The 14,244-nt window shown below is 58.7% G+C and carries 12 protein-coding genes; 7 read left to right on the top strand and 5 right to left on the bottom strand.

Annotated features, from left to right (window positions below; genetic code table 11):
- The first annotated feature begins 220 nt into the window (after nt 1-220).
- Both H1Y61_RS06045 and H1Y61_RS06040 read left to right on the top strand, forming a co-directional pair.
- A complete protein-coding gene (locus H1Y61_RS06045; RefSeq protein ID WP_180574022.1) occupies nt 221-802 on the top strand; it encodes an Imm42 family immunity protein in 582 nt (193 codons plus the stop codon).
- 84 nt (nt 803-886) lie between these two features.
- Nucleotides 887-1,291, top strand: a complete 405-nt coding sequence (locus H1Y61_RS06040) for a nuclear transport factor 2 family protein (RefSeq protein ID WP_235680844.1) — start codon at nt 887-889, stop codon at nt 1,289-1,291.
- 3 nt (nt 1,292-1,294) lie between these two features.
- On the opposite strand, the gene H1Y61_RS06035 is transcribed toward H1Y61_RS06040, so the two are convergent.
- The gene (locus H1Y61_RS06035) at nt 1,295-2,572 is read right to left on the bottom strand and encodes an arsenic transporter (protein WP_180574021.1); all 1,278 of its coding nucleotides are present in this window, start codon (nt 2,570-2,572) and stop codon (nt 1,295-1,297) included.
- A gap of 216 nt (nt 2,573-2,788) precedes the next feature.
- On the opposite strand from H1Y61_RS06035, the gene H1Y61_RS06030 reads away from it, so the two are divergent.
- Entirely contained in the window at nt 2,789-4,042 is a 1,254-nt protein-coding gene (locus H1Y61_RS06030) for an MFS transporter (protein WP_235680843.1), read from the top strand.
- A 139-nt stretch (nt 4,043-4,181) separates the two neighbouring features.
- Here the strand turns inward: H1Y61_RS06030 and H1Y61_RS06025 are convergent, their stop codons facing one another.
- Nucleotides 4,182-6,323 (bottom strand): hypothetical protein, encoded by a 2,142-nt coding sequence (locus tag H1Y61_RS06025; protein ID WP_180574020.1) that lies wholly within the window; start codon nt 6,321-6,323, stop codon nt 4,182-4,184.
- A 59-nt stretch (nt 6,324-6,382) separates the two neighbouring features.
- Complete coding sequence (locus H1Y61_RS06020) at nt 6,383-7,681, bottom strand: adenylosuccinate synthase (protein ID WP_156554528.1); 1,299 nt, start codon at nt 7,679-7,681, stop codon at nt 6,383-6,385.
- 377 nt (nt 7,682-8,058) lie between these two features.
- Here H1Y61_RS06020 and H1Y61_RS06015 point away from each other — a divergent pair, with 377 nt between their 5' ends.
- On the top strand, nt 8,059-8,952 hold the full coding sequence (locus H1Y61_RS06015; protein ID WP_180574019.1) for a DMT family transporter: 894 nt from the start codon (nt 8,059-8,061) through the stop codon (nt 8,950-8,952).
- 9 nt (nt 8,953-8,961) lie between these two features.
- On the opposite strand, the gene H1Y61_RS06010 is transcribed toward H1Y61_RS06015, so the two are convergent.
- Nucleotides 8,962-9,741 carry a metallophosphoesterase family protein gene (locus tag H1Y61_RS06010; protein ID WP_180574018.1) on the bottom strand — a complete coding sequence of 260 codons (780 nt, stop codon included), beginning with the start codon at nt 9,739-9,741 and terminating at the stop codon, nt 8,962-8,964.
- A 303-nt stretch (nt 9,742-10,044) separates the two neighbouring features.
- Here H1Y61_RS06010 and H1Y61_RS06005 point away from each other — a divergent pair, with 303 nt between their 5' ends.
- A complete protein-coding gene (locus H1Y61_RS06005) occupies nt 10,045-10,845 on the top strand; it encodes a creatininase family protein (protein WP_180574017.1) in 801 nt (266 codons plus the stop codon).
- Here the strand turns inward: H1Y61_RS06005 and H1Y61_RS06000 are convergent.
- A complete protein-coding gene (locus H1Y61_RS06000; protein ID WP_015916965.1) occupies nt 10,830-11,786 on the bottom strand; it encodes a LysR family transcriptional regulator in 957 nt (318 codons plus the stop codon). The genes H1Y61_RS06005 and H1Y61_RS06000 overlap by 16 nt on opposite strands.
- Nucleotides 11,787-12,025: 239 nt before the next feature.
- Between H1Y61_RS06000 and H1Y61_RS05995 the strand changes: the two genes are divergently transcribed.
- Both H1Y61_RS05995 and H1Y61_RS05990 read left to right on the top strand, forming a co-directional pair.
- Nucleotides 12,026-13,045: an ABC transporter substrate-binding protein gene (locus H1Y61_RS05995; protein ID WP_180574016.1), complete on the top strand. Its 1,020-nt coding sequence runs from the start codon at nt 12,026-12,028 to the stop codon at nt 13,043-13,045.
- A gap of 333 nt (nt 13,046-13,378) precedes the next feature.
- Nucleotides 13,379-14,236, top strand: coding sequence for an ABC transporter ATP-binding protein (locus H1Y61_RS05990; protein WP_180574015.1), 858 nt, complete (start codon nt 13,379-13,381; stop codon nt 14,234-14,236).
- Nucleotides 14,237-14,244: the final 8 nt, after the last annotated feature.

Raw genomic sequence — 14,244 nt, 5'->3', positions numbered from 1 at the left:
CCTTACAGTCTGTTCAAGAATTGCTGCTGGTCTGGCGAAAATGGTGATTTTGAGAACCGGAACGGAGCGTACTTAACGTACGTGAGTACCGGAAGCGCAGAAATTGCCATTTGCAGACGGCCAGCGGCGATTCTTGGACGGACTGTTAGGCACGGTTGTCAAAGTCGCGCTGCGCAGGTTTGTTCGGTTCGTGATGAGGCCAAGACAACGAGGTTAATGGATGATTGTAGGTGATTGCCGCGTTTTTGCGATCGAAAGCGACATCACCGATGCAGTGGAAAGCCCTTCCCAATTGGCGTTGGGTTTCTTTGTCATTCACGTTGGCGGACGAATATTCGGAGTGAGGCAGCCTGACGCATCCTTGCTTGGATGCTCTTTCAACCAGGTAGAACATAGGTTGCAGCGGCGCGGAACGCATGTGTTTGATAGGCTAGCCGATGTTAAGGCCGCCGACGTGGCTGTCGCTTACCTTGATGCTCTTTATCGAGATCGTCCGCGAACGAATTACTTCGGGCTTTCGCAGCACCAGTTCGTCAATACCTTACACTCGAGTGGCTCAATATGGGCTCCCGATGGAGATGAGGCATTTGATGACGGAAGCCATATCTTACAGTTCGACGTGGGAAGCCATGTGCGCATCATTGCCTTCTCGAATGCAGAATCGCCTGACGACTTATCCGACACGGTCAGAGAAGAATGGATGGATGCCGATCTTTTCTACGCCATTGTTTCTGGTTGGAAAACACTATTCACAGCGGACCGATCAGCACGGCGGAAAGCTAAAAGCCGGTCGCGGCCATGAAGCTGCCCCAGAGGCCCCCAAATTAACAAAACCTTGTTTCAACGCTGCTTTTTGAAGGTGGTGTTGGCGCGAAAGGAGCCAATCGTGACGGCCATTCCGTCTTTTGACAGTGAAACTGACAGCAGCGCCGGGCAGGACATCATCGAACCGGTCGCAAGGCAACTCGATGCCTATAACGCCAAGGATATCGACGGTTTCATGCAGCATTGGGCACCGGACTGCCGGATCTATGCCTTTCCCGATACTTTGTTGGCGGACGGCATCGCAGAGATCCGCAGCCGCCACATTGAGCGCTTCCGTGAGCCGGACCTGCATGGCGAGCTGATTGCCCGCCACATCACTGGCAATATGGTCACTGATATTGAATGCGTCACCCGCAACTTCCCGGAGGGCAAGGGCGAGATCGACGTTCTCTGCCTTTACGAGATTGAGCACGGAAAGATCGCCAGGGCCTGGTTCAAAATGGGCGAGAAGCGGCTTTTCGGCTGAAAGCTACCCTGCCACCGCCACCAGCGCCAGCAGCGAGAGAACCAGCGCCGGGATCATCACGACAGCGCCGATTTTCAAAAATTCCAGCGCGCCCATATGCAGGCCTTCGCGCCTGAGCGCCGATAGCCAGAGAATGGTGGCAAGCGAACCGGTCACCGACAGATTGGGGCCAAGATCGACCCCGATCAGCATAGCACCGGAAACAGTGCTGCCGACATGAGCGCCTTGCACCGTTGCACCGGCCACCAGACCGGCTGGAAGATTGTTGACGAGGTTGGAGAGGAAGCCGACCAGCAGGCCTGCCCCCATGGCCGCTGCCTTGGCATCGGCTGCGGCAGCCTCGGACAAATAACGGGCAAGCAGCACCGTCAGCCCGGTCTTGTCCAGCGCCTCGACCAGCACGAACAGGCCCGCCACCAGCGGCAGCACGCTCCAGGACATGCCCTTCAGCGTCTCAGCCGGTCCCTGCCCGCTCAGGGCCAGGACCAGCACAGTGGTGAGTACACCGGCAATGAAGATCGGCAGTCCAAGGTCCAACCCCAGCGCCGACGCCGCCATCAGCACGACAGCCGTCAGGATCAGCCCCCAGCCGGCCAGCTTGGCGCTGTGGGAGAGATGCGGCGTCTCAACCTGCCGATCCATCACCTCGGCGTGGATGGCGCGTCTCTGGCTCCAATAGAGCATGGCGAAGGTGACGACGATGGCCACCAGCGAGGGCAGCGCAAATGTGGCAAGCCAGGTGGAGAGCGGCGGCATTTCCCCACCGCCGAAAATCACCAGATTGGCCGGATTGGAAATCGGCAGCACAAAACTCGCCGCATTGGCGATGAAGGCGCAAATCAGCAGATAGGGCATCGGGTTCTTGAGCCTGGCCGCCTTGGTTGCCGCGTAGACCGCAGGGGTCAGCACCACAGCCGTCGCGTCGTTGGAGAGAAAGGCAGTGACGAGAACGCCGACACCATAGAGCAGCACGAACAGCCTGAGCGGCGACCCCTTTGCCCTTTGCGTCGCCAGCGCCGCCAGCCAGTCGAACAGGCCTTCGCGCCGGGCCAGTTCCGACAAAAGCATCATGCCGATCAGGAACAGATAGACATCATAACCCTTGGCAACGCCTGCCCAGGCATCGTTGATGCCGATCGCGCCGAAGCCGATCGCACCCAGGCCCAGGAGCACGATGGCGCCAAGCACAGCCCAGATCGCCTCCGGCCAGCCAAAGGGCCGGCTGATAACGCCCAGAACGGAGAGGGCGGAAACAGCCCAGGTCAGGTAAGTCGCGGTCATGAAACATCCGAAAAAGACGCGGCCGGAACGAAGGCCAAGGAAAGGACAGGCAGGCAGACGCCGAGAACCGGCGGCGGATCAGATCTCCCATTTAGTCCAGGATACGCAAAGAGCAAGCGGCATGGAACAATTTTGCATTTGGCAAATTAACGAGGCGCCTGCTCCTGCCTATTCATGCTAAACTGCTGATTTTTCAACCTTTCCGAAAGCGCGCCCGTGATCGCACAGTCCAAGATTGTCTCCGCGAGCCGCCGCTCGCTTATTGCCCTTGCCTTCCTCAACTTTTTCCTCGCCGATGCCCGTGACGGGCTGGGCCCCTTCCTCGATGGCTTCCTGGCAACCCATGGATGGTCGCCGATGACGCTGGGCATCATCGCCACGATGGGTGGCGTGCTCGGCATGGTGGTCACGCCCCTGTTTGGCGCGGTTGTCGATGCAAGCCCCTATAAACGGAGCCTGATCATCCTGCCGGTCACACTCGTCACAGCCGCCGCACTGTGGACGCTGGCGAGCCCCGACAATCTGGCAGTGTTCGGCGGACAATCGGCAACGGCCCTGGTGGGCGCGGTGATCGGCCCAGCCCTGATGGGGATGACACTAGGACTGGTCGGGGAAAGAGCTTTTTCCGACCAGGTCTCCCGCAATGAAGTCTGGAACCATACCGGCAATGTGTTTTCACTGGTCTGCATTTTCGTCCTCACCAGCTATTTCGGCCAGAACGGCGTTGTCTGGCTGATGATCGCCTCGGCGCTTGCCACCATCGCGGCGGTCCTGGCAATCCGGCCCCAGGAAATCGACCAGGACGTTGCCCGCGGGCTGAGTCATAAGGACAGATCGGCTGAGGATGAGGACCACACCGTAGCCCAGCCTTCGGGCTATTCCATGCTGGTGCATAGTCGCGGGCTGATCGTACTCGCCCTCATCCTGATGATCTTCCATTTCGGCAATGCGCCGATCAGCCGATTGATCGCCCAGAATTTCTCCATCCAGCTCGACAGTCCCTTCAAGACCACCGCCATCACGACAGGCGTCTCGCAACTGGCGATGATCGTCGTCGCCTGCGCCGCCCCTTGGATGATTGCCCGGTTTGGACTGCGGTCGGTGTTTTTTATCGCTTTGATGGCTCTGCCTATCCGGGGCATGATTGCTGGTAGCTTTTCCAGCTTCGCCGCCATTTATCCGGTGCAGATCCTGGATGGCATCGGCGCTGGCTTGATCGGCATCGCCACGCCGATTGCCGCCGAACGTATTCTGTCCGGCTCCGGTCGTTTCAACGTTGGCCTAGGGGCCGTCATGACCGTCCAGGGCATCGGTGCCTCCTCCAGCAATGTCGTCGCCGGCTGGCTCACCCAGGAAGGCGGCTATTCGCTCGCCTATTTCGTTCATGGTGGTATCGCTGCCCTGGCACTGCTGCTGTTCGTCTTCAATCATAAGCAGGTCGCACCGGAACTGCCGGAACATAGGCGGTAGGTGTTGGAATCGCTTAAAATTCATCAATAGAAATAGACAGGGCCTATCCGTGTTTACAAGAAACACGGATAGGCCCTTGTGACATCTCAGATCAGACGCTGCTCGGCGCAAGGCCGAGTTTACTAGTCTGCGACAGTGATCACCCACCGCTGCGATTGTTGCCGAGCGCCGCCCATTCCTTGATGACGCTGTCGAAGATCGGCTTGCCAGCGGCGCCCTTGTCGAGGGTAATCAGCGCACGGCGACCGTTGCGATAGGTGACGGGAATGTCGATCCAGTCACGGCTGCGCAACAGATCGACATTGCGGGCCACCACTTCGGCAAAATCGTTGAAGGCAATCATGAACGTGTCGTCGGTGATCTTGGCAGGCACCGCCACGATCGGATCGCCGCGATCCTGCTCGCTTGCCTTCATCGCAACGCGCTGGACGCTGTCTATGCCGCCACCCTCAAAATTCTGCGGCACCGAGAAGACGATTTCCATCAGGTGGCTAGCGGGAAGCGAGCTGTCGGTATTGCGCTTGAAGGTAATCAGCGCTGTCAGCCCCCGCTCAGGGATCGTCAGCTTGCCCTGGATTTCCGGTTCCGGCTTGCCGCTGTCGCCGGTCTCATGTCGGGCTTCCCAGACAATATAGCCCTGCACGGTGGTCGGCGTCGTCTGGCCGAGACGCTCTTCATAGAGATAGGCCTTCTGGCCATTTTCCGGCACGGTAAAGGGCGCACCCTGCACAGGCGTGGTGGTGGCTGGCGCACTGGCCGCACCGCCGGACACTGGCGCTGCCGGATTGGCCCCGCCATTCTGCTGGGCCACCGAACGGCCCTCACCGCTATTGGCGGCAGCGTTTGAGGCCCCCTCATCCACTTCCGTACCATCAGGCATCAGCTTCTGGGTGAATTTCTGCCCCGCAGCCCCGGCATCGCCGGTTGACGCCGGAACGGTGGCCGGCTTTCCGGCATCCGCGCTGCCCGTCTGCGAGGACGGTGCGGATGCTGGTGTAGAGTCCTTCGAGGCAAACAATCCTGTCACTGTTTGCTTCAACCCGGCGATGGCACCCGGCAGATTGTCACGATGAGCATAGGCGTAGTAGCCACCGCCGCCGATCAACAGGATCAGCACACCAGTGATGATGTAAGGCGCGGTCCGACGGGATTTCTTAGTGCGCAGCCCGGCCTTCCTGTTGGCCTTTGCCAGCACGGCTGCCATGTCTTCCGAAGAATTGCTTCGGTCCGGCGCGGCGGCGCGCTGTTGCTTTTTAGCTGCCGCCGGTGGCACAGGCTGTGCAGCGACGAAATCATCGAACCAGGCAGGATCTTCGCCTGCCTTGCTGGCGGAAGCTCCGTTGCGAACGGCCTTTTCATCGTTTCCGGACTCCTGACCGGCAGGCGTGCCAAAGCTGGCGTTCTGATGCTTGTCGCTCCAGTCCAGAAGATGCTTCGGATCTTCATGAGCAGTTTGCGAGAAGGAGCCACCCTGCGCCGCAGGCTGCTTGTTGTCGCGCACGAAAGCGTCGAAAGCGCCCAGCGCCTCGGCTTCATCGAACACCGGCTGGCGTGCCGGTGGAATGGCGGGGTAGACTGCGGGCTTTTCTGCCTCTTCCTGGCGCGACTGCGGCTGTGCTTCAAAGGAATGGACAGGTGCAAGCGGAGCTGGGGTCGGCTCCAAATGGCTTTCCAGCCATTCGTCCATCGAATGTTTCTGGGGCGCCGAAGGCTTTACGGCTGGCGCTGGGGCCGCGGGCGCAGAAGACACGGCTGGAAGAACAGGCTCTTCATTCTCCCAAATAGCAGGCGGAATGCGCGCTGGTTCTGGCTTATAAGGTTCAGGCTCCGGTTCATAAACCGGCTCAGGATCTGGTTCAGGCACATAGACAGGTGCTGGGGCAGGAACATAAGCCGGCTCCGGCTCATGAGCAGGTTCGGCCTGATGCACGTATTCGGGCTCATGCGCCGGTTCCTCAACAGGCTCCGGTTCATGGTGAACGGGTTCTGGTTCCGGCTCAGGTTCATAAGCCGGTGCTGGTTCATAAACCGGCTCCGGCTCATAGGCATCCTCTTCCACCGCAGGAAGAGCCTCTGCATAATCTGCCTCGACCTCGGCAATCGCGGCGTCGAGCTTGTCCAGCTGGCGGCGCAGCATGTCTTCCGACGGCTTGGGTGTCATATTGTCCAGCTGCCGCATCACTGCGCCACGAGCCTTCTCATACACCTTTACGCGCATTTCCGGGGTATTGTTCGACAGGCCATCAACGGCGCGCCGAATAACTGCTACGAAATCTGCCATCCGTACTTTCTCGTGATCACCGGCCCAGGCCGACAAGACAAATTAATTCAACTCTAACCTTAATCCTCAAATGGATCGGTCACAAGTATGGTGTCGTCGCGTTCCGGGCTGGTGGACAGAAGGGCAACCGGCGCACCGATCAGCTCTTCCACCTGGCGGACATATTTGATCGCCTGGGCCGGAAGATCGGCCCATTTACGCGCGCCGACGGTGGATTCCTTCCAGCCTTCCAGCGTCACGTAAATCGGCTCGACCCGTGCCTGGGCTGCCTGGGCAGCCGGCAAATGGTCGATTTCCACACCGTCCAGCTTGTAGCCGACGCAGATCTTCAGCTCGTCCAGTCCATCGAGAACATCGAGCTTGGTCAGGGCGATGCCGGTAATGCCATTGGTGGCCACCGACTGGCGCACCAGCGCCGCATCGAACCAGCCACAACGGCGTTTACGACCGGTGACCGTGCCAAATTCATGACCTTTTTCCCCAAGAAACTGGCCGATCTCGTCGGTCAGTTCGGTCGGGAACGGGCCTTCGCCAACGCGGGTCGTATAGGCCTTGGTAATGCCAAGGATATAGCCAAGCGAGCCTGGCCCCATGCCGGAACCTGCCGCAGCCTGACCGGCGACCGTGTTGGACGAGGTGACGAAGGGATAGGTGCCGTGGTCGATATCGAGCAGCGAACCTTGCGCGCCTTCAAACAGGATACGGGCGCCACGACGGCGCTCCTTGTCCAGCATCAGCCAGACGGTTTCGCGGAAAGGCAGAACCTTGTCGGCCACCGACAGCAACTCTTCCATGATCGTCGAATGTTCAACCTCAGGCGCGCCAAAACCACGGCGAAGCGCGTTGTGGTGCGGCAGGATACGGGCAACTTTCTCGGCCAGACCTTCCGGATCGGCCAGATCCATCACCCGGATGGCACGGCGACCAACCTTGTCTTCGTAAGCCGGGCCGATGCCGCGCCGCGTGGTGCCAATCTTGGTGCCGCTATTGGTGGCGGCGTCTTCGCGCATGCCATCCAGTTCGCGGTGCAGCGACAGGATCAGCGTCGCGTTGTCGGCGATGCGCAGATTGTCAGGCGTGACAGTGACGCCCTGGGCGGCCAGCTTGGCGATTTCGGCAAGCAGCGCATGCGGATCGACCACGACACCATTGCCGATCACCGCCATCTTGCCGGGGCGCACAACGCCTGAGGGCAGCAGCGACAATTTATAGGAAATGCCGTCGATGACCAGGGTATGACCGGCATTATGGCCACCCTGGAAGCGCACGACCACGTCAGCGCGCTCCGACAGCCAGTCCACGATCTTGCCTTTGCCTTCGTCACCCCATTGGGAGCCAACCACCACGACATTCGTCATTTCAAAATCCTGTCTTTACGCCTCAAGCGTAACCTCGCCTCGCGACAGCGCTGGCGGTTGATAAAGCCGTAAGCCGTCACACGTTCTGTCTGCTGCGCGCCGCCATTCTCCCTGAAGCAGATCGTTCTGAACAGGTTTCCAGTCAAGGCAGCGCGTTTTCGCGCCTGCGCGTCCCCAAACCCGCGCATCTATACTGTGTTGTTTTGCGGAAAGCGACACGTTTATGCGCGTTAATCCGGCTTTTTGCATGGCAGAGACATATGACGGTGCAACACAATTTTACGATTGCATAATTCCTGAAATCGATTCCGGTTTCAGGAATTATGCAGTAGTCACACTGCATCGAAATTGGCGACGCGCAGAGGTTGAACGATCAGATGCAAATCAGAGCCTATGCCTATCTGGTGCTGACAACCTTGTTTTGGGGCGGCAATGCCGTGGCGGGCAAGCTGGCCGTTGGCCATATCAGCCCGATGATGCTGAATCTTGGCCGCTGGTCGCTGGCCTTGACGCTGCTGCTGGCCGTGTCCTCCCGCCAGATCAAAGCGGACTGGCCCGTGATCCGCCGTCATATTCCCCTGCTGCTGGCGCTCGGCGCTATCGGCTATACCGGTTTTAATGGCTTTCTCTATTCGGCACTGAAATACACCTCCGCCGTGAATGGCGCTATTGAGCAGGGCGGCATTCCCGTGCTGATCTTCCTGTTGAATTTCCTGCTGTTTCGGATTGCCGCCTCCGCCATCCAGATTGCCGGCTTCCTGATCAGCTTCATTGGCGTGGCGCTGACGGCAGGCCATGGCGATCTGATGGCGCTTTTGTCGCTGCGGCTGAATTTCGGCGATACACTGATGCTGCTGGCCGTGCTCTGCTATGCGATCTTTACCGTGGCGCTGCGCTGGAAGCCGGAACTGCACTGGAAGACGCTGATGGCAGCCCTGGCCTTCGGGGCAGCGCTGGCCTCCCTGCCGCTGGTCGCCTGGGAAGCCAGTAATGGCAGCCTGATCACACCCGACACCACCGGCTGGGCGCTGATCCTGTTTTGCGGGCTCCTGCCATCCCTGGTGTCGCAAACACTCTATATATCAGGGGTCAACATGATCGGCGCCAACCGGGCCGGCCTGTTCATCAACCTTGTGCCGGTGTTCGGCACCATCCTGTCGGTCGCCGTGGTCGGTGAAAAGCTGGAAGGTTTTCACATGCTGGCGCTCAGCCTGGTGATCGGCGGCATTGCGCTGGCCGAATGGGGCAAACCGCAAACCACTGCCCGCTAAGGGCAAACTCTAGATCAGGCTCGTATGTCCATCGGCAATCCGCAAAACGGCGAGGCGTCCTGAGGCATAGGCACCGGTATCGATGCCGATCCGGTTCTTGCCGAAGGTGACCGCATCGGTCGGGGTATGTCCATGCACAACCGTATAGGGCAGCTCCGGACCACGACCGAGAAAGGGTTCGCGAATCCACATCAGATCTTCGTCGGCCTGGGCTTCCAGCGCGACGCCCGGCTTCAGGCCTGCGTGCACGAACAGAAATTGCCCCGCCTTGAGCATGACCGGTAGGGATTTCAGCCAGGTATAATGGCTTTCAGGAATGGCCCGTGCCAGTTCAGAGGAGAGCCCCTTGAAACTGCCGGCCTGGTGCAAAGCGTGATCGATATCGATGCCATAGGAATAAAGCGTGGCCGCCGCGCCAAAATCCAGCCAGCGCCGTCCCGCTGAAGGATCGTCGAGAAAATGGCAGAACACATCGTCGTGATTGCCGCACAGCGACACCCGCTCGAAACCGGGCGCCAGCGGCGCCATCAGATGATCGATCACCCGGCGCGAGGACGGCCCGCGATCGACATAATCGCCCAGCATGACAATCAGCTTGGGACCATCGATACTGCCGGCATCGTGCAAGATACGGCATTCCGCTTCCAGCAACTCAGCATAACAACCATGCACATCTCCCACCGCATAAATCGCGGAAAACGCCTTGGGATCGATATCCACACGACTACGCATGCCAGCCACACCGGTTTCCGATCCGACGTCGAGAAATTTACGCAACAACTTTATCATAATGGTTCCAGCTTCCCGCAACCGTTTTACGCCTGTCGCAAGCGCTTCTCAACCACGCGCAGGGCCAATCGTGATAATTACCAACCATTAAGGTTAACAGCGTTTCGAATCGCGCGCTTTTCGGCATCGCGGCGCACGCAAATCGATGCTTTTCCGCGACATGAACAGAGCTTATCCCTAGAACTATGAGAGAAAAATGGATCGCGGCTTTCGTAAAAAGACAAACGATTACAAAAAGATCGAAAGTTCCAACTGATCCCATATCAACTTTGATCGATTTTAGCCAATCAATGGGGAAGCATCATGACCAAGCCCTTTTACTGGAATGAGTTGAACACCTATGATTTCGCCAGCCTGTCACCTGACAGCACCATCGCCGTTTTGCCGATTGCCTCTACCGAGCAACATGGGCCACATCTGCCAATTGCAACCGATGTGGCGATTGCCAATGGCATGCTGGCAGAGCTGAAGCGCCAGCGCCCGGATGACCTGGACTTCCTGGTTCTCCCCACCCAGGAAATCGGCAAGGCCAATGAACATGTTTATGGCCCCGGCACGCTCTCACTCAGCGCGGATCTGCTGATTGCGGCCTGGACCGCCATCGGTGCCAAGGTGGCGGAAGCGGGCCTGCGCAAGCTGGTCATCGTCAATTCCCATGGTGGCAATGTCGATATCATGAGCATTGTCGGGCGCGAATTGCGCGTCCGCCACAAGATGGCGGTGATGTCCACCCAATGGAGCCGGTTCGGAAATCCCGAGGGCATGATTTCCGACCATGAAAACCGCTATGGCATTCATGGCGGCGAAGTGGAAACCTCGCTGATGCTGCATTTTCGCCCCGAACTGGTGCGGATGGACAAGGCCGAAAACTTCGTCTCCAAGGCGGAATGGATGAAGGAACGCTCGGACTTTCTCCAGCCCTTGCCGCCCCATTCGCTGGCCTGGATCGCCCATGACCTCAACCCAGCCGGTGTTGTCGGCGATGCCTCGAAAGGCACCGCGGAAAAGGGTGAAGCGATCTGCCGTCATCAGGTGTCCGGCTTCATCCAGCTCTTGCGTGACGTCAGGGACTATCCGCTGTCGGCGCTTTACTCCCCGGAATAAGAACGGTCCGCGGCAAGATATCCCCTGCCCTGCAATTCCACCACCAGGGCCTGGATTTCCTGAACCAGATATTCAACGAACAGGCTGGTCGCCGCATCGAGCGGCGCCCGCGCCCGGGCAAACAGTTTCATCGGCTGGTGGCGGCAATGCGGTTCGGCCAGCGGGCGAAACACCAGTTCGCCCTTGCGGCATTCGACAATGACATCCAGCGGGTTGAGCAGCGTCAGCGCCGTGCCGCATTTAACCAATTGCTTCAACAATTCGGAGGCGTTGGTTTCCAGCAGGGGCTCGACCGGCAGCGGCAGATTGGCAAGCGCCAGATTGATGACATTGCGCAGGCTGGTGCCAGGCTCAGCCAGCACCAGTTTTTCCTGCACCACATCGACCAGATCGATCGGACCTTTTTCACGCGCCAGCCGATGACCGGGCGGTAAAACCGCGCCGACAGGGATATCGAAATTGGCGATGGTCCGAATACCTGGTGTTGCCGGGATGTTGAAGCCCAGCCCGATATCCACTTCGCCTGTCAGCACCGGATTGAGGGTGGTGGAGCCGCTGTCATTGCGCAGATGCACCTTGATGCGCGGATGCGCGTCCAGAAACCGGGCAATGATTTCCGGCAGGGGACCGGCGGCCAGCCCCACCGTGGCGACCAGCGACACCTTGCCCACCTGTGGCATTTTCAGGCTGCGGATCCGCGTTTCAAGACGTTCATAGCCCTTCAGAACGTCGCGGATATGCTCGACGCACAGCTCCCCCGCCGCCGTCAGCCGAAGCCCACGCGGCAGACGCTCAAAGAGCGGAACGCCAAGCTCGTCTTCCAGTGCCAGAATCTGCCGGTTGACAGCGGAAGATGCAACGTTAAGTCTAGCGGCGGCTTTACGAATTGAACCGCAACGGGCAATCTCGTCGATATAAAGCAGCTTACGGGAGTGAAGCATGGCGTAACACACCAGTCCATTTTTTAGGCAGATTGAACGATTCACATACAGAGCGAGCAAGCGATGCCATTAAGGCATCGAAGCGGACGAAATTTGATGCTTTTCAAGCCGCAAAGCAACCGCTCAAATGCATAAAACGCGGCGGTCCATTTCAGTGGAGCCATTTTGAGCGGGGCCATTTCAGCGGCATACGACAATGGGCGGCAGCACGCGATCCGAGGGATCAGGGGAAAACACACATGACGAAAACCATACTGCACAAGACAATTGTCAGCACGTTAGCTGCAACCGCCCTGGCCCTTGGCCTCGGCAGCCCCGCCATGGCGCTGGACGAGGTCAGCTACGGCACCAACTGGCTGGCCCAGGCCGAGCATGGCGGCTTTTACCAGGCCGTGGCCGACGGCACCTATGAAAAATACGGGTTAAAGGTGAAGATCGTCCAAGGTGGCCCGAACGCGGCCAACCAGGCGCTGTTGATCGCCGGCAAGGTCGATTTCTACATGGGCTTCCCGCTTCAGGAAATGGACGCCGTCAAGCAGGGCATTCCGCTGATCGATGTCGCCGCCATGTTCCAGAAGGACCCGCAGGTGCTGATCGCCCATCCCGATCAGGGCATCGAGAAATTCGATGATCTTGCCAAGCTCGACACGATCTTCATGGGTAAGGATGGCTATGCCACCTACTTCGAGTGGATGAAAAAGAATTTCAAGGGCTTCAAGGACGAGCAGTATAAGCCGTACACCTTCAACCCGGCGCCATTCCTCGCCAACAAGAAATCTGCCCAGCAGGGTTATATCACCTCCGAGCCTTATGAGATCGAACAGCAGGGCGGCTTCAAGCCGAAACTTTTCCTGCTGGCCGACAATGGCTACAGCTCCTATGCGACGATGATCACCACCACCCAGTCCATGGTCGACAAGAAGCCGGATGTGGTGCAGCGCTTCGTCGATGCCTCGATCGAGGGCTGGTACAAGTACCTCTACGGCGACAACAAGGCCGCCAATGCGCTGATCAAAAAAGACAATCCGGAAATCACCGACACCCAGATCGCCTTCTCCATCGACAAGATGAAGGAATACGGCATCGTCGAATCCGGCCCGACCCTGGACAAGGGCATCGGCTGCATGACTGACGAACGCTATAAGGCCTTCTTCGATACCCTGGTCCAGATCGGCGTCGTTGATGCCAAGCTGGATTACCACAAGGCCTACACGACCAAGTTCGTCTGCAAGGGCGTCGGCCTTAACCTGAAGAAGTGAAGCTAAAGAAGAAAGACAGGGCGGCGCACCGGATAAGCGCCGCCACAACATCCGGATGAGGCGTGTAACCCCTCACCTCACCAGTGCTTACCACTATGTGCTTGCCTGTATGGGCTTTGCCGACCTGCGCTCTGCCCACTTGCGCTCTGCCAACGTTCGCTCTGCTTGTTCACAAACTTGAGCGCACAAGTTCAGGCGAGAGCCAGCAGTAGCGGGATGATGAGGATGCTCCTTCCTCCTCATCCTATTTTCTTGTTTGCGTTTGTCTTGGGGAAAAGTGGAAACCGGTTTTCCCTAAGACAAACTCTAGGCCCTTCAACAACAGGCCCCGGAATGACCCCGACTGAACCACTGCAAAAGCCTCGCACTGAAAACCGCCAGCGCGCCCTCGTCATGCTAACAGGCGTGTCCAAAGTGTTTTCCAGCGGCACGGTGGCACTGTCCAACATGTCACTCACCGTCGAGGCCGGGGAATTCGTCAGCCTGCTCGGCCCTTCCGGCTGCGGCAAATCGACGGCGCTCAGGATCATTGCCGGTCTCGGCGGCATCTCCAGCGGCACGGTCGATTGGCCGAGTTCGCGGATCAATGCCAAGGGTCTGCCGGAAGGCGATATCAGCTTCGTCTTTCAGGAGCCAACCCTGCTGCCCTGGCAGACGGTGTTCGGCAATGTCTATCTGCCATTGCGTCTGCAAGGGATCTCCAAGGCAGCCGCCACCTCGACTGTTCTCGAAACTCTTGACACGGTAGGACTGAAGGATTTCGCGCAGGCCTATCCGCGCCAGCTTTCCGGCGGCATGAAAATGCGGGTGTCGATTGCCCGCGCCCTGGTGACCAAGCCGAAATTGCTGCTGATGGACGAGCCGTTTGCAGCCCTTGATGAAATCACCCGGCAAAAGCTGAACGACGACGTGCTGCGGCTTTGGCGCGAGACCGGCATTACCGTGATCTTCGTGACGCATTCGGTGTTCGAGGCCGCTTATCTCTCCAATCGCATCGTGGTGATGAAGGCAAGGCCTGGCCGGGTGCATGCGGATTTCACCATTGCCACCAGCCTGGAACGCGACGCCCATTACCGAACCTCGGAAGAATACCGGCAGGTCTGCGAAAAGGCTTCGAACGTCCTGCTGGAAGCCATCGGCTTTCCCCTTGAGGACGGGTCTTCCCTAGCCGGATTGGAGCATCATGGATGACCCCACAT

Origin of the sequence: Agrobacterium vitis (genome assembly GCF_013426735.1) — a bacterium.
Taxonomy (GTDB): domain Bacteria; phylum Pseudomonadota; class Alphaproteobacteria; order Rhizobiales; family Rhizobiaceae; genus Allorhizobium; species Allorhizobium vitis_D.
Note: the sequence above shows the minus strand (reverse complement) of the source record. Positions and strands in the feature narration are given on the sequence as shown.